Source organism: Streptomyces sp. NBC_01176, from assembly GCF_045039825.1.
GTDB lineage: Bacteria > Actinomycetota > Actinomycetes > Streptomycetales > Streptomycetaceae > Streptomyces.
On record NZ_CP108600.1, the window covers coordinates 8380912 to 8397202 of the forward strand.

13 protein-coding genes and 1 riboswitch are annotated in these 16291 nt (G+C 72.5%); of the genes, 10 read left to right on the forward strand and 3 right to left on the reverse strand.

Features of this window, described 5'->3' with window-relative positions:
* The first annotated feature begins 87 nt into the window (after nt 1-87).
* From OG199_RS36510 to OG199_RS36525, 4 genes are all read left to right on the forward strand, one after another.
* Nucleotides 88-723, forward strand: coding sequence for a GNAT family N-acetyltransferase (locus OG199_RS36510; RefSeq protein ID WP_405833079.1), 636 nt, complete (start codon nt 88-90; stop codon nt 721-723).
* A 258-nt stretch (nt 724-981) separates the two neighbouring features.
* Entirely contained in the window at nt 982-1821 is an 840-nt protein-coding gene (locus OG199_RS36515) for a hypothetical protein (RefSeq protein ID WP_405833080.1), read from the forward strand.
* Nucleotides 1822-1980: 159 nt separating this feature from the next.
* Nucleotides 1981-2155, forward strand: a riboswitch (cyclic di-AMP (ydaO/yuaA leader).
* A 56-nt stretch (nt 2156-2211) separates the two neighbouring features.
* Nucleotides 2212-4125, forward strand: a complete 1914-nt coding sequence (locus OG199_RS36520; RefSeq protein ID WP_405833082.1) for a C40 family peptidase — start codon at nt 2212-2214, stop codon at nt 4123-4125.
* A 607-nt stretch (nt 4126-4732) separates the two neighbouring features.
* Complete coding sequence (locus OG199_RS36525) at nt 4733-6139, forward strand: lamin tail domain-containing protein (protein WP_356807425.1); 1407 nt, start codon at nt 4733-4735, stop codon at nt 6137-6139.
* 455 nt (nt 6140-6594) lie between these two features.
* Here OG199_RS36525 and OG199_RS36530 read toward each other — a convergent pair whose 3' ends face one another.
* Complete coding sequence (locus OG199_RS36530) at nt 6595-7965, reverse strand: diacylglycerol/lipid kinase family protein (RefSeq protein ID WP_405833084.1); 1371 nt, start codon at nt 7963-7965, stop codon at nt 6595-6597.
* A 331-nt stretch (nt 7966-8296) separates the two neighbouring features.
* Between OG199_RS36530 and OG199_RS36535 the strand changes: the two genes are divergently transcribed.
* From OG199_RS36535 to OG199_RS36550, 4 genes are read left to right on the forward strand one after another with little or no spacing between them, the layout of a single operon-like run.
* On the forward strand, nt 8297-9001 hold the full coding sequence (locus tag OG199_RS36535; protein ID WP_405833086.1) for a response regulator transcription factor: 705 nt from the start codon (nt 8297-8299) through the stop codon (nt 8999-9001).
* The gene (locus OG199_RS36540; RefSeq protein WP_405833087.1) at nt 8998-10506 is read left to right on the forward strand and encodes a sensor histidine kinase; all 1509 of its coding nucleotides are present in this window, start codon (nt 8998-9000) and stop codon (nt 10504-10506) included. The genes OG199_RS36535 and OG199_RS36540 overlap by 4 nt, the downstream gene beginning before the upstream one ends.
* A gap of 47 nt (nt 10507-10553) precedes the next feature.
* Nucleotides 10554-10952 (forward strand): hypothetical protein, encoded by a 399-nt coding sequence (locus OG199_RS36545; protein ID WP_405833089.1) that lies wholly within the window; start codon nt 10554-10556, stop codon nt 10950-10952.
* Nucleotides 10949-11149, forward strand: coding sequence for a hypothetical protein (locus OG199_RS36550; RefSeq protein ID WP_356805664.1), 201 nt, complete (start codon nt 10949-10951; stop codon nt 11147-11149). Before OG199_RS36545 ends, OG199_RS36550 begins: the two co-directional genes overlap by 4 nt.
* A gap of 416 nt (nt 11150-11565) precedes the next feature.
* On the opposite strand, the gene OG199_RS36555 is transcribed toward OG199_RS36550, so the two are convergent.
* The gene (locus OG199_RS36555) at nt 11566-12753 is read right to left on the reverse strand and encodes a PP2C family protein-serine/threonine phosphatase (protein WP_405834783.1); all 1188 of its coding nucleotides are present in this window, start codon (nt 12751-12753) and stop codon (nt 11566-11568) included.
* 247 nt (nt 12754-13000) lie between these two features.
* On the opposite strand from OG199_RS36555, the gene OG199_RS36560 reads away from it, so the two are divergent.
* Together OG199_RS36560 and OG199_RS36565 are read left to right on the forward strand one after the other, a co-directional pair.
* Nucleotides 13001-14365, forward strand: a complete 1365-nt coding sequence (locus OG199_RS36560) for an FAD-dependent oxidoreductase (protein ID WP_356805667.1) — start codon at nt 13001-13003, stop codon at nt 14363-14365.
* A gap of 183 nt (nt 14366-14548) precedes the next feature.
* Complete coding sequence (locus tag OG199_RS36565) at nt 14549-15178, forward strand: dihydrofolate reductase family protein (protein ID WP_356805669.1); 630 nt, start codon at nt 14549-14551, stop codon at nt 15176-15178.
* Nucleotides 15179-15511: 333 nt separating this feature from the next.
* Here the strand turns inward: OG199_RS36565 and OG199_RS36570 are convergent, their stop codons facing one another.
* Nucleotides 15512-16129 (reverse strand): TetR/AcrR family transcriptional regulator, encoded by a 618-nt coding sequence (locus OG199_RS36570; RefSeq protein WP_356805670.1) that lies wholly within the window; start codon nt 16127-16129, stop codon nt 15512-15514.
* Between the last annotated feature and the right edge of the window lie 162 nt (nt 16130-16291).

Genomic DNA, 16291 nt, shown 5'->3' on the forward strand with positions numbered 1-16291 from the left:
GGGGCGGATGGAACGGGTCGGACGGACGGGGCGGTCGGAGCGTCCAGGCGCTGGCGGGAGCGCTCCCATGCGGGGAGGATACGGCTCATGACTCACCAGCCGACGATCCGGCCGTACAAGGCCGAAGACCGTGCAGCGGTGGCGCACGTGTGCGTGATGACGGCTCACGACGGAGGGGACTCACGGGCCCTCTATCCCGACCAGGAGCTGATGCCGACCCTGTTCGCGTACCCCTACTGTCACCTCGAACCGGAGCTCGCCTTCGTGCTCGACGACGGGACCGGCCGGGCGGTCGGCTACGTCCTGGGCACCGCCGACACCGCGCGTTTCGTCGGCGACCTCCGCGACGTCTGGATACCGGGTGTCGCCGAGCGGTACCCCCGGAGCACGAGGCCACCGCACACCCCGGGCGACACGATGATCGACCTGCTGCACCGCCCCGAACGCATGATCCTGCCCGAACTCGCCGCCTATCCCGCGCATCTGCACATCGACCTGCTCCCGGACTGGCAGCGCAGGGGCCATGGCCGGGCGCTGATGCACACCTTCCTCGCCGCGCTCGCCGATCGCGGTGTCCCGGCCGTCCACCTCGGCATGGTCACCGCCAACACGTCCGCCCGCGCCTTCTACGACCGTCTCGGCTTCCACGAGATCCCCGTACCGGAACCGGGCCCCTTGACCTACCTGGGCAGGCCGACGGACGGCCCGCTCGGCTCACCCTGAGGCGCACGGGCGGTGGGGGCCGGGCCCGCGACAGGGACAGGGCACGGCCGGAGTCAACCTAATGACGATCACGTCCCTCTATACGAGGAGACGTCCTGCGGGTGGTGGGGGGAGAGGGCATTGCTTAGGGCGGTGGAAGAGCGTCGCGGCGATGTCGGCAACGGTCATGGACGGACGGCGGGACCCGGCGACGGTCCACCGCCGTCCGCCGCGGGCGACGACGCGCACGGGCGACCGGGTGGATCCCCGTACCGGTTCGTGTCGTTCGTCGGACGCACCCTGCGCGGCGAGTGGCACGGCATGGTCGTCGAACCGTTCCGGCAACTCCTGCGCCGTGGACTGTCCGGACTCGTGCTGGCGTTCGTGGCCGCCTTCGGGGTCATCTTCTTCCACGCGATCGCCCAGCATCCGGCCGGGGCCACGGTGGTGCGGCTGACCGGCGGTGTCAAGGCGTCCCTGCCCCTGCCGCTGGCCCTGCTGCGTACTCCCGTGTCGCTGTACGTGCCCGCCCTCGACCTTCCGGTGTGGGCGGGCATCACCCAGCTGTTCCTCGCGTTCGCCCTCGCCGAACTCGCCCTCGGCCGGGCCCGGACGCTGGTCATCGCGTACGTCACCACGCTGGCGGGCACCCTCACCGTCCGCGTGATGATCGCGATGGGCCCGGGCTGGTGGGGCCTGGGGCTGCCCCCCGAGATCGGGCAGGTGCTGGACACCGGCCCGTCCGCCGCCGTGGTGGGCCTGTTCACCTATCTCGCGGTCGTCCGACGGGCGCCCGTGGTGTTCGCGCTCACCGGCGGCTCGATGGTGTGGGAGTCGATCGTCAAACCCAATCTGGCGGGTCGGGAGCACCTGATCGCCGTGGCCGCCGCGATCGTCCTGGGGCTGCTGCACGGGCGCTGGCGAAGACCCGTGCGGGCCCTGTCGGTCCTGCTCGGCTCGCGCCGAGCGGACGATCGGCCGACCGGCGGCCCGGACCTGTCGAGACCGGCGGTCCCGGCGGCCGTGGCGGGAACACCGGCCGCTGCGGTGTCACCGGCCCTGGCGGACCCGTCGGGTCCCGCGCGTCGCGCCGACGAGCCACGGGCGCACCTGCGCTGACACCGGCGCCGTGGTGCGCAAACTCACCCGAGATCGGGAGTACGACGAAGGTCACAATTACATATCGGACACATCGCACTTCAATCTTCACGTGAGGCACACAAGTTGGCTAAGTTGGCGACAGGCCACACGACTTCCTCCGGCGAACCTCGCCGGGTCGCTTGGCCTCCGCCTAATCCGGTGCGGCCTCCTGGCCACCGGAGCCGGGGACCCAACCGAACCCTGGGGTGAATCGGCCCAACTGCCCTACCGGGCAGAGGCCGTAGGGCATACCTTCCGGATCCGTCCGCCCGAACCCGACAGCTAACTCGGTAGGCGGAGCACGGAAGGAGTACGTCTGCCATGGCGCCGGAACGCACCCCGGGCCCTGGAGGCAACAGCCTCCCCGGCATGCCCCGCTCCGCACCCGCGACGGTGGCCCGCTCCTCGGCGGACCTCCCGCAGAGCCCCAACTCCGCGTCCCTCGGCGGAGACGACGGTCCGAGCCGCGAAGAGGTCCAGCAGCGGATCAGCTCCTTGTACGACCGGGCCGAGACGGCCACCGGGAACTACAACGCGACCCGCGCGATGACCTCCGGTTCGCGTAAGCGCGTCAACCCCGCCCGGGACAACGGGCGCAGGAGCACCGACGCCGCCCTCGACGACGTGTCCCGGCCCTGGTTCGACGTGGGCCGTGCCCAGTTGGGCCCGACCGTGCCGGCGAGGCTGCCGGCCGACAGAACGCCGAAGCGTGCGGCCGAGGCGCGCCCCGCGCCTGCCGCGAAGCGCCTGGAGGGCGGACCCTCCGCCCGAACCGCGGGTCGCCCCGTTCCGGAGCTGACCGCCGGACCGGGAGCGGGCCCCGTGGCCGAGTTGACCGCCGGACCGGCGGCCGGGACTGAGCCGGCCTCCGGGAGGGCCGTCGCGGCGCTGCCGGCCGGGACCGGAGCGCGACAGGAGGCGGTCAAGGCCCTGCCCGCGCCGGCCACGGAGTCCGGCCACTCCTCGCTGAAGAACCGCAAGGAGCAGAACCGGCGCAAGCTCGCACTCGCCCGTGAACTGCTGTCCCGGCACGTCGTCCAGCAGCGGATCGCCCCGATCGCGGCGATCGAGGCGCCGCCCGCTCAGGAGATCTGGCCCACCCCGGAGGAACGGACCCGCCGCGAGGCCGAGGAGCAGTGGCGGCGACAGCAGTCGGCCGGCCTGGCCATGGGCGCAGCCGTGGACACGGCCGCACGTGCGGGCATGGCCGCACCGGCCGGTACGGACGCGTCCCTCGGTACGGGCATGCCCCTCACCGCGGACATGACGTTCACCTCGGACACGGCGTTCACCCCGGGCATGACGTTCAGCTCGGACACTGCGTTGGCCTCGGGCATGACGTTCAGCTCGGATGCCGCGTTCGCCCCAGGCGTGACGTTCGGCTCGGACACTGCGTTGGCCTCGGGCATGACGTTCAGCTCGGATACCGCGTTCGCCCCAGGCGTGACGTTCAGCTCGGACACTGCGTCGGCCTCGGGCATGACGTTCAGCTCGGATACCGCGTTCGCCCCAGGCGTGACGTTCGGCTCGGACACTGCGTCGGCCTCTGGCATGACGTTCGCTTCGGACACGGCGTTCCCCCCGGGTATGACGTTCACCTCGGACACGGCGTTCGCCCCGGGTACGCCCTACGCTCCGGAGCTGTCCTACGCGCAGGACATGCCCTACGCCCCCGACCAGTTCCAAGGTCCGGAGCCACTCCGTGCCCCGGATTTGCTTTTCGTCCCGGAGGCGCCCGTCGCCTCGGAGACGGCCTACAGCCCGGCCATGACCATTGCCCCTGCCCCGTCGGTCGTGTCCGCTCCGTTCGCCCCGTCCGTCGCTCCCGACGCGTCCTTCGTCCAGGCCGCGCCTGTCACCGCGGGAGTACCCACCACCGTGGGCACGGTCATGGCCGGCGGCGACACGTCCGGATCGGGGTACGACATGAAGGCAGCCAAGGCACTGGCCTTCGCCCGTGCCCAGATCGGCAGGCCGTGCGTCTGGGGCGCGGCCGGGCCGGGTTCCTACGACTGCGCGGGCCTCACCCGGGCCGCGTGGATGGTGGCCGGGGTCGCGCTCCCGCGCACCGCGCGCGACCAGGCGACGGCCACCACGGCGATCCCGCTCACCGACCTCCGCGTCGGCGACCTGATCTTCTTCTACGGCGACGTCAGCCATGTCGGCCTCTACATCGGCAACAGCATGATGATCCACGCGCCGAGCCCGGGGGCGTACATACGCGAGGAGTCGATCTTCTACGCCGGACAGGCGGCGATCCACAGTGCCGCGCGGCCCGCGTAAGAGGCCGGGAGGGCTCGCGCGCGACTGCCGTCCCGCAGCCTGAAGGGGGCTGTCGAAGCGGCTGGTCCGGCACGACCTGCCGGACGCCCGCGCCGACCTGGCGCGGGCGTCGGGCCCCGCCTCGGGCACCCCCTCGGACGGCGCGCCGGCTCACGCATCGAGTCGTCGAACGGGCCTACGCGGACGGCTACTTGCCCGAGACGGTCGTGCACGTCGCGGTCGCGTTGGTGACCACCGGCATGTGGTCGGACGTACTCTCCTCCACCGCCAGCCGGCCTCGGAAAGTGACCGGTGGCGCTGCCTCGGGCGACTCGTCCGGGGAGCGCACGGTTCCTGCGCCGGTCGTTCGCCGTCCGCTTGTCCCCGGCGTACGCGGCGGCATGCCGGTGGAGGCTCCTACGTCGACGCGGGTACCCAACTCATCGCCAGGGGGCTCGCCTTGGCGCGGCCGAGGCGGCGGGGGGTACCGGTTGATCAAGTCCGTTCGGCGCGTACCCGCACTGTTCGCGGCGAGTTCAGTCCTTGGTCGTCGGTGTGCCCGAAGCTTCGCCGGGAGCGTGAGCGCGCTCCTTGTCTGCCCGACCCCCTGAAAAGAGGACCGGCCACCTTGCGTACGCACTGGCGTAGACAAGCCCCCATCACCGCCGTCGCCCTGATCCTCCTCGCCCTCGGCCTGTCGGGTGCGCCGGCTTCGGCGCAGGACCCGTCCACGGTACGGATCAACGAGGTCGAGTCGAGCGGTGGCAGCCCCGGCGACTGGATCGAACTCGTCAACACCGGGTCCGCCGCGGTCGACGTGTCCGGATGGATCGTCAAGGACAACGACAACTCCCACTCCTACAAGATCGGCAAGAAGACGTCGATCGCTCCGGGTGCGTTCCTGGCGTTGGATGTCGAGTCGTCGTACGGGCTGGGGAGTTCGGACTCCGCGCGGCTGTTCCAGACGGACGGTTCCACCCTGGTGGACTCCTACACCTGGACCGACCACGCCAGTACCACGTACGGGCGGTGCGCGGACGGCACCGGCGCGTTCACGACCACGACCGCGCCGACCAAGGGCGCGGCGAACGCCTGCGGTACCACCGGCGGCGGGGGCGACACCACGTGGCCGGGCGGCACGGCGGTCACCGTCGCGGACGGTTCGAACGTGTTCGGGGAGAACCTCAGCGGGCTGTCGTTCGAGAGCGAGGGCGTGCTCTGGGCGGTGAACAACGGCCCCGGCAAGCTGTACCGGCTCGTGCCCAACGGCACGACATGGCGCCCCGACCCGGCGAGCGGCTGGGGATCGGGCAAGGCCCTGCACTACGCGGGCGGCACCGGCGACCCCGACGCCGAGGGCGTGGTCGTCACCCCCGACGGCATGTTCGTCGTCACCGAGCGCGACAACGGCAAGAGCTCCACCAGTCTGCCGAAGATCCTGCGCTTCGACGCCTCCTCCACCGCCTCGTCGCTGAACGCGACCGCGGAGTGGAACCTCACCTCCGACCTCCCCTCCCTGCCGGCCAACGCGGGGCCCGAGGGCATCTCGTGGATCCCCGACACCTTCCTGACCGCGCACGGGTTCCGCGACGAGCACACCGGCGCCGCCTACAACCCGGCCGGCTACCCGGGACACGGAAGCGGCCTCTTCCTCGCCGGCGTCGAGGACAACGGCACCGTCTACGCCTACGCCCTCAACCAGTCCGGCGGCGGATACACCCGCGTCGCCACCATCACCAGCGGCTTTCCCGGCGTGATGGACCTGGAGTTCGAGCCCGCCACCGGGCACCTGTGGGCGGCCTGCGACGACACCTGCCAGGGCCGGACCTCGACCCTCGACATCAACGCCCAGGGCACGTTCGCCGTCACCCACACCTACGACCGACCCACCGGCATGGCCAACTACAACAACGAGGGCTTCGCCATCGCCCCCCAGTCCGCCTGCGTCGGCGGCCACAAGCCGGTCCTGTGGTCCGACGACTCCAACGACGGGGGCCACGCGCTGCGCGCCGGCACTCTGAACTGCACCCCCTGACACCGGTGGTACGGGGCGGGGCGGGGGCGCGCGACAGCAGCTCCCGCCCGCTTCCCGGGCGTCCGGGGCGATGACGAAGGCCGTGGTCCGTGAGGACCGCGGCCTTCGGCCGTGTCCTCGCACCAGGTTCGCTCCCGGTCCGCACTGATTCCGCACCGGGTCCGCAGCCGGTCCCTACTGGGCCTGAACTCGTTCCGCTCCCGGTCCGCAGCCGGTCCTCGCCGGGTCCGCAGCAGCACCGCACTCCGCGTCACCGGCTCCTCGGCGCACACCGGGCGGGAGCGCTCACCGCAAAGGGGACCGGTTGCCGGAGAGGGGACCGGTTACCGGGGGAGGCCCGAGGGCGCTCGCGGAGCCGGCAGTCCGGCCCCGCGATGTCGGCTCGCCCGGCAAGCGGGCGTGCGACCGGGGAGCCCGGCCTCCCGGACGCGCGGGGGTGTTCAGGGGCGCCGGATTCAGGGGCGCCGGGCCGGCTCCTCGGCGTGAACGGTCCGACGGGTGGCGGGAGTCCGGCCCGCGGTCGTCGCGAGTTCCCGCAACCGGCGCCAGTTCAGCGTCGGTTGGGGATCGGGCACACCAGGACGTTTCCGGGGGACCCGGACGCGCAGCGCGCCCGGTTCGACACGGCAGTGCACCGGGGCGGACAGCATCAGGGCCTCGCCGTCGACACCGGCCTCGATCTCCGGTTGGTCCGCGTCGACGACCACCTCGCGGGTGGTGAGGACCGAGAGTCCGTCCGCGGTGCTGTCCAGCACCAGGGCCGCGGCCTCGACCGCGCTGTCGACCTTGATCCCGAGGACGCCGAGCAGCCCGGAGTCGAGCCGCTCGCGGCGGCCGATCCCGGCCGGATCGTTCGTGCGGTAGGGGTTGTTGCTCACGAGTACGGCCTGCGGGGCGTCGAGCGTCGCGCCTTCGGTGCGGACGGTCAGCCGCGGCCCTCGGCGGCGGGTGAGCAGGTCGGGCAGGAGCTCCAGGATGGTGCCGACCTTGTCGTCGCGGTACGCGGGACTCTGCACCACCGCCGCGTAGGCGCCGAAGGAGGCGTTGTTGACGAACGGATGGCCTCCGGCGAAGCCGAGGTCCACCCGGAGCTCGACGCCGTCGGTGAGCGCGTCGAGGCAGCGCGCGGGGTCGTCCCGGTCGAGGCCGAGATCCATCGCGAAGTGGTTGCGGGTACCCGCGCAGACGACCAGGAACGGCAGACCGTGCTCGGCGGCGACGGCCGCGACGAGCGCCTGGGTCCCGTCGCCGCCCGCGACGCCCAGCAGATCGGCACCGTCGGCGACGGCCGCGCGCGCCAGCGCGGTGACGTCCTGCTGTTCGTCGGGGTCGAGGAGGACGACCCGCGCGCCGAGCCGTTCGGCCTTCTCCACCAGGCCGAACCTCGCCACCTTCCCACCCCCGGAACGCGGGTTCATGATGAGGAAGGGGCGGCGCGGAGGTGCCGTCCTGCGTTCCCTGGCAGGCCGGGAGCGGGGGCGGTCGCCGCGCAGCGCGTACCGTCCGCTCCAGACGGCCATGGCCCACAGCAGCAGGGACACCGGGACCGCCCACAGCAGGGAGACCGCGAACAGGGTGACGACGGCGGCGGGTGCGGCCACCGCCAGCAGCGCCGCCACCCAGCGCAGCGGACCGCGGCGGGTCAGCGTCCACCAGGCCGCGGCCGCCGTGACGACCACGCCGACGAGCGCGATCGCGAGCAGCAGTACGCCGCTCAGGCCGCCCTTGGCCAGCGGCAGCAGCACCGCCAGTACCGCCGCGGCCAGCGCGGCTCTGGCGGCCCATCGTTGTCCGCCACGGGCCGCGCCGTTCGTCTCCTCGGTCATGGCTCCTCCAGAAATGCACGGTCGCGCCGACGCAGGCATGTGCCGGTGCACAGACACGCGGAAGCACGGAAGCACCGATCAACGGTGCCCGGGCCGGTGCGGCCCACTCCACCACAGTCGGCGCGCGGAGGGATCAAGGACCCGGTGCGGGAGCGGGGCATCACCCGGGAAGGGGATCCGGGCGCGCCGGCCGGGCGGCGGCCGGGGAGGAGTCGTCGGCACCCCTCGGGAACGGGAACGGCGCGACTGATGCACGATGGGCGGCGGCGGATGCCGGCGACACGGCCGGATGCGTGGCGTGGTGGGACAGCGGCGCGGAGGGACAGTGGTGATGAGCGCAGACCGGGGCCGGGTCCTGGTCGTCGACGACGACGCGGCGATACGCCGCTCGCTGGAGCGCGGACTGCGGCTCGGCGGATTCACCGTGGACCTGGCCGACGGAGGCCGCCCGGCGCTGGCCGTGGCCCGGACGAGACCACCGGACGTGATCGTGCTGGACATCTCGATGCCGGACCTCAACGGCATCGAGGTGTGCAGGACACTGCGGGGCGACGACAACGACGTACCCGTGCTGATGCTCTCCGCGCTCGACGAGACCGCCGACCGGATCGCGGGTCTCCAGGCCGGCGGCGACGACTATCTGGTCAAACCCTTCGCCCTGCAGGAACTGGTGCTGCGCCTGGAGGCGCTGTTGCGCCGCAGACCGCCGCGCGACACCGACACCGTACGGGTCGGTGGCCTGCTGATGGACCCCGCCGCCCGCAGGGTCACCCTCGACGGACGACCGGTGGACCTGACCCGGCGCGAGTTCGAGCTCCTGCACGTCCTCGCGCGCAACGCCGGCCTCGTCCTCAGCCGGGACCAACTCCTGGACCGCGTATGGGGATACGACTTCGACGTGCGCACCGACGCGGTGGACACCTTCGTCAGCTATCTGCGCCGCAAACTGGAGACCCCGGACCGCGCACGGATCATCCACACCGTACGGGGCGTGGGCTTCGTCCTGCGGGACGACCGGGCGGGGGAGCAACGGTGAGGCTGTCCACGCGGATCGCACTGGCCGTCGGCGCCACCGTGCCCGTACTGGTCCTGGCCACCGGCTGGTTGCTGCTGCGGCTGGTCGCGGCGGACCTGCACGACCAGCAGGACGCCCATCTGCGCGAGCGCGCGGCGACCGTGGCCAAGGACGCCCGGGGACTGCTGCGCGCGAGCGCCGCCGACCGGTCGGCCGCCGTGGAGCAGGCGCGGCAGCGAAGGCTGTTCACCTCCGCCCTGGACGTCGGCGTCCGGCTGATCGGCCCGGACGAGACCTTCACCGGCGGCCCGCAGCCGGACGCCGGAGCACCGCTGCCCGCGAGCGCGCCGGTCCCGGTCACGCTCCGGGCCGACGGTCACAGCTGGCGGATCCTGTCGACCCGGGTGACGGGCGGCCGGCCCGGAGCGCGCGGCACCCTGTGGCTGTTCGCGTCGGACACCGCCGCCGACACCCAACTGCGGCTGGTCCGGCGGCGCGCGGTGTCCGTCGCACTGCTCGCCGCGCCGCTGTCCGGACTGCTCGCCTGGGGTGTCGCCGCGCGGGCGAGCCGGCCGCTGCGCCGACTGCAACGCCGCGCGAGCGGCCTGGACCCGCGTTCCAGCCCGGCCCGCCTGGATCACACCCCGACGCGTATCGCCGAGGTCGACGATCTCGCGCACACCCTGGGGACCGTCCTGGCCCGCTACGACGAACAGGCCGCCAGAACCGCCGAGGCACTGGCCACCGCCCGCTCCTTCGCCTCCGCCGCCTCGCACGAACTGCGCACTCCGCTGATGAGCATGCAGACCAACCTGGAGATCCTCGCCGGGCACCCCGAACTCGCCGGAGCCGACCGTGACGAGGTGCTGCTCGACCTGCGTCGCGAGCACGCCCGGCTGCTGGGCCTCCTGGTCATGCTGCGCGACCTCGGCCGCGGGGACCTCGTCGAGGCCGATGCCTTCGGGCCGGTGGACCTGGCGGACGTCGTCGAGGCGAGCACGGCGGAACAGCGGCGGCGCCATCCGCGCGCACGGCTGTCCGGCCGCTGCGCGCCGGGCCTGCGGGTGCACGGCTGGGAACCGGGACTGCGGAGCGTGGTGGACAACCTCCTCGTCAACGCCTTGGTGCACGGGCACGGGCACGGGGATGGGGATGGGCACCGGGGCGCGCGTCCCGCGCAGGTGGAGGTGAGCCTGCGCGCGAGTGGCACCGACGTACTCCTCGTCGTCGACGACCAGGGCCCCGGCATCCCGCCCGAACTGCGCGCGCAGGTCTTCGAACGCTTCAGGCGCCGGCCCGACAGTCCGGGCTCCGGCCTCGGACTCACCCTGGTCGCCCAGCAGATCGCCCTGCACCGGGGCCGCATCCGGATCCTGGACCGGCCGGCGGGACCCGGTACCCGGATCGAGGTCACGCTGCCGCTCGCCGATGGCACGGCGGACGAAGGGAACACGCTGCCGCTCCCTCGCAACTGGATGATCGCGGCCGCCCACCGCCCACAAGAATTCCACAAGGACGACTCCTAGTTTCCGCGGTGTGCGGGCAACCGCCCGTGAACACGGAGGAGTTCGTCATGCCAAGCACCAGGAAGACCGTGGTCTCGTTTCTCGCCGTGGGTACGCTGCTCGGCGCCGCGGGCGTCGCCGCGGCGGACACCGCGTCTCCCGCGCCGTCCGGCACGCCCACGGGCGACGGCGCCGCGGCGCTGTGCCGGCGCGCGCCGAAGGTCGACCAGCGGATCGACCGGATCCTCGACCGGCTGCACGCGGACGCGTCCCGGCGCGGTTCCGTCGCCCGCCTCGAACAGCGCGTGGCCCATGCCAGGTCGGCGGGACACAAGGAGATCGAGAATTACCTCAACGACCGGCTCACCTTCCGGCGCTCCCTGATCCCCACCCTGGAGGCACGCCGGAAGGACCTGTCCGAGGTCGAGAAGTGGTGCGGCGCCAACGACAACGGGAGCGCGAAGTGAGGGGCGCGCGCCGCGTCGCGCCGGCCGGACTGGCCGTCGTGGCCGTCCTGCTGCTGGCCGGCTGCGGTCACGGCGAGGACGCCGGGCAGCCGGCACCCGCTTCCTCGTCCTCCACGGACCTCGGCCACCTGCAGAAACTGGTCGACGACGCCGATTCGACGGCGAGCAGGGCGGAGTCGGACATGGCCCGGGAGTGACCTGGGCGGGCGGCGGCCGGAACCCTCCAGCGCGGGCCCGTACCCTCAGCCCGTCCGGCGTCCGAGGACGAGCCCTTCCGGCGATGCGGGGGTCCAGGCGGCGCAGCACCCCTGGCGGGGGTCTGGGGGCGGAGCACCGCAGGGGGTCCGGGCGGAGCCCCCGGCAGGGTCCGGGACCGGCCACGGCCGCCCCGCGTCCCGGCCGGCCTCGGCGTGTCGGCACCGGTCGTGGCAGGGGGCTGTGGCACGGGGCGGTCCGCCGGTGTCCCGGCTCCAGGAGCGGGGCGGCCGCGGCGGGACGCCGGACCGTGGGGCGCCTCGTACCGGCGGACCCGAGGGCGGTACGGCTCACGGGACGGGCACCGCCCCCTCCGGCCGCCTCGGCCGCGCGCCGAGGGGCATCGTCCGCGGCCGGATCAGGGCGGTGTCCCGGGGGTGGGCGGCGGATCGCCGGGACGGATCCGATGGCGGCCGTCGACGGGGTGGGTCGGGAGATGCGGTCGGTGCGGATGCTCGGAGGCGACGCGTTCGACGATCAGAAGGGCGGCGTCGTCGGAGGGCCGGTCGCCGACGTGGGCGAGGAGGTCGTCGTGGATGTGGCGCAGCAGGGCGTCGGGTCCGGCGCCCCGGAACGTGGCGACCCGCTCGGCGAGCGGGTAGAAGGCGCCCGTCGGTGACCGGGCCTCGATGACGCCGTCGGTGTAGAGCAGCAGGATGTCGCCCACCTCGAAGGAGAACGGATCGGTGCGGTGGCGCGCGGCGGGCATCTCGCACAGACCCAGCGGGGGCACCGGGTGCTTGGCGTGCAGGATCTCGATCCCGTGGTCGTGCAGCAGCAGGGGCGGGGGATGGCCGCAGTTGATCATGTCGACCTGGTTGCCGTGGTCGGGGATGTCGAGGACGAGCGCGGTGATGAAGTGCTCGCCGGGGTCGTGCTGGGTGTCCGCCACCTCGTCGAGGTCCCGGCACACGCTCGCCTCCAGCGCCGCCGTCAGTTCGGGCAGCGTGGCGTACCGCTGGGCGCCCTCCCGGAACGCGCCGAGCGCCACCGAGGCCTCGCCGATCGAGGACATGCCCTTGCCGCGCACGTCCCCGATGACCAACCGCGTGGAAGCGTGGGCGGAGCGGGCCACCGCGAAGAGGTCGCCCCCGATCCGGGCCTCGTCCTCGGCGGCCAGATACAGCCAGGCCACCCGCAGTGGGCCGATCCTGCGGGGCGGTGGCCGCAGCAGAACACGCTGCGCCGTCTCGGCCACCGAACGTGACCGGCTCAGCTCGCGTGCTCTCCGCTCGCGTACGTGGCACACGAAGACCACCAGGGCGGAGAGCACGGACAGGGCGATGATCTGCGAGACGTGGTTGGCCGTGCCGAGGCCGCCGTGCAGCACCGCTATGACCACCTGGGCGGTCACGGCCAGCACGCCGACCAGGGCGGTCATCCGTGGTCCTGCCAGCGAGGCGGTCAGCGCGGGTGCGATGACCAGCAGCGGACCGAGATGGATGTCGGCCGGTGAGTGGATGTCCACTACCGTGATCACTACGATCAGCGCGACAGGGATCGCCACCAGTCCGCGGCCTGACGGCTGCTCCACGAGGCGGTCCACTGACACGCGCCGGACGCTCACCTCCCCATTTTCCCCCGGACCCGGAGCGCCTGCTCCCCGGCGCCCGGCCCCGCAACCCGTGGGAAGAGTCCCGAAGGGGCCGCCCCGACTCTAGGGGTGTTCCCAGAAACAAGGGGTCATAAGTCGCCCTTATGTGGTCATAGATCCGACCCGAGTACTGACTAAGGCATGCCTTAGCTTAGGCTTCCCGGCGAGTCACCCTGCCCCCTTCGAAGGGAATCTGATCATGCCTCGCCCCCTGCGGGTAGCCATTGTCGGAGCCGGTCCCGCCGGCATCTACGCCGCCGACGCGCTGCTGAAGTCCGCAGTGGCCGTCGAGCCCGGTGTTTCCATCGACCTCTTCGAGCGGATGCCGGCGCCCTTCGGCCTGATCCGCTACGGCGTCGCCCCGGACCATCCGCGGATCAAGGGCATCATCACGGCCCTGCACCAGGTGCTCGACAAGCCGCAGATACGTCTCTTCGGCAATGTCGACTACCCGGGGGACATCAACCTGGACGACCTGCGTGCCTTCTACGACGCGGTGATCTTCTCCACGGGCGCGACGGCGGACCGGGCCCTGGACATACCCGGCATCGGCCTCGACGGCTCGTACGGCGCGGCGGACTTCGTCTCCTGGTACGACGGGCACCCCGACGTGCCGCGGACCTGGCCCCTCGAAGCGGAGAAGGTCGCCGTCCTCGGCGTCGGCAACGTCGCGCTCGACGTCGCGCGCATCCTGGCCAAGACCGCCGACGAGCTGCTGCCGACCGAGATCCCGCCGAACGTCCACGAGGGACTCAAGGCCAACAAGGCACTGGAGGTCCACGTCTTCGGCCGCCGCGGCCCGGCGCAGGCCAAGTTCAGCCCGATGGAGCTGCGGGAGCTGGACCACTCCCCGAACATCGAGGTCATCGTCGACCCCGAGGACATCGACTACGACGACGGCTCGATCGCCACCCGGCGCGGCAACAAGCAGGCCGACATGGTCGCCAAGACCCTGGAGAACTGGGCCATCCGCGACGTCGGCGACCGGCCGCACAAGCTGTTCCTGCACTTCTTCGAGTCGCCGACCGAGATCCTCGGTGAGGACGGCGAGGTCACCGGCCTGCGCACCGAGCGCACCGTCCTGGACGGCACCGGCAACGTCAAGGGCACCGGCACCTTCAAGGACTGGGACGTGACGGCCGTCTACCGCGCCGTGGGCTACCTGTCCGACAAGCTCCCCAAGCTGCCCTGGGACGTCGAGTCCGGCACGGTCCCCGACGCGGCGGGCCGGGTGATCGAGGAGACCGGCGAGCACCTCCGGTCGACGTACGTCACCGGCTGGATCCGGCGTGGGCCGGTGGGCCTCATCGGCCACACCAAGGGCGACGCCAACGAGACCGTCGCCAGTCTGCTCGACGACCACGCGAGCGGCCGTCTGCACACGCCCGCCGCACCCGAGCCGGAGGCCGTGGACGCGTTCCTGGAGGAGCGCGACGTCCGCTTCACCACGTGGCAGGGCTGGTACCGGCTGGACGCCGCGGAGAAGGCGCTCGGCGAACCGCAGGGCCGCGAGCGGGTGAAGCTCGTCGAGCGCGAGGACATGCTCGACGCCAGCGGAGCCTAGGGCACGCCGCCGTGGGAGGTGACCGCACCTCCCACGGTCGTCGGCCGCGTCCGCGCTGGACGCCGCTCGGACCGGGTGGGTCCTGAGCTCTCCGGTGACCGATGTCGGGACACCTGTCGATCCGGCGGTGTCCCGTTCGACGCACGGGTGAGAACAGGAAGAACGAACCCGAGGAGTACGGCCATGCCAAGGCTGCGCGTGCACAACCTGACCGTTTCGCTGGACGGCTTCGCCGCCGGCCCGAACCAGCGCCTGGAGTACCCGCTCGGCGAGGGCTTCGAGGACATGCACACGTGGATGTTCGCCGCGATGCGGGACCTCGCGGACGGCAAGGGCGGTACCGACGTCGAGTACGTCGAGCGCAGCGAGGAGAACATCGGCGCCACGATCATGGGCCGCAACATGTTCGGGCCCCAGCGCGGGCCGTGGCCGGACGAGTCGTGGCAGGGCTGGTGGGGCGACAACCCGCCTTACCACAATGACGTGTTCGTGCACACGCACCACCCGCGGCCGTCGCTGGCGATGGAGGGCGGAACCACCTTCCACTTCACGGACGAGCCCGTCACCACGGTCCTGGAGCGGGCCTTCGAGGCGGCCGCGGGCCGGGACGTGCGCGTCGGTGGCGGATCGGCCACCGTTCAGCAGTATCTGCGCGCCGGGCTCATCGACGAACTGCACCTGGCCATCGTTCCCCGGCTCCTCGGGCGGGGTGAGCGTCTGTTCGACCACCTCGGGGACGGGGTCGACGGCTACCGCGTCGCCGAGCTGGTGAGCTCGCCGGCCGTCACCCATGCCCGGCTGCTGCGCCGGTGACGTGATCCCCGTGCGGCGGGCATGAGGTCAGCATGACGTCAGGTGGTGCGCCGGAGGGTGCGCCGCCCGGCGTCGGCATGCCCAATACCGGCATCGGCGGGTGTGCGGCGCGCGTCTCCTTCCGGCACGGCTGAGCTCGGCGCCCGTTTCACCCCGGCGGGTCCGGCCTCGGCGCGCGCCTCACCCGACGCGTCCGAGTCCGGCGCGTCCGGGTCCGCCGTGTTGGGTCCGGCGCGTCCGGGTCCGCCGCGTCCGAGTCCGGTGCGTCGGGGTCCGGCGTGTCCGAGTCCGCCGCGTCCGAGTCCGGTGCATGCGAGTCGTCCGGCGCGCGCCTCACCCCGCGTCGGCGGAGGCCGTGCCGGACGCCGACGGACGCGGACCTGGCGCGCCCACCCGCAGACCGTCCATCACCAGGTCCAGCAGACGTGCGGCGCGCGGCTGCCAGTCCCCGTGCGCGTCCATCTGCCAGAGGCCGGCGATCGCGAGGACGAAGTCGTCGGGGGTCACCCCCGGGCGGATGGTGCCCGCCCGCTCGTTGGCGTCGAGAAGGAGGGAGACGGCCGAGGAGACCGCGCCGTGTCCCAGCCTGGTCAGGGTGCCCCGGGTCACGGTGGACGCGCGCAACGCCTCGGCCAGCCCGGCCTTGGCCATGGCGTACTGCGCCAGCCGGTCCATCCACTCCCGCAGGGCCTGGTCCGGAGCGCGGGTCTCCAGCAGCTGGGCCGCGGCGTCGGCGAGCTGCTGCACCTCGTAGCGGTAGACCTCCAGGACCAGCGCCTCGCGGTTGGGGAAGTTCCGGTAGAACGTGCCCTGTCCCACGCCCGCCTTCTTGGCGATCGCACTGAGCGGGGTGTCGGAGGAGCGGGTCAGTTCCGCCAGGGCCACTTCGAGGATCCGCTCGCGGTTGCGCTGCGCGTCCGAACGCAGCGGGGCGTCCTTTTTCTGCTCCACTCGTCCCCCTTCCGGAAGGCACGGCACTCGTGGCGGAGCCCGGGCCTTGCTAAGTGGACAGCTGTCCGCTAAGTTCAGGGTTAGTGGACAGCTGTCCACTTAGGTTCACCATAGCGCGAGATCCGGCCACCGTGGACTGTCGGTGCCCCCCGAAGCCGGCGT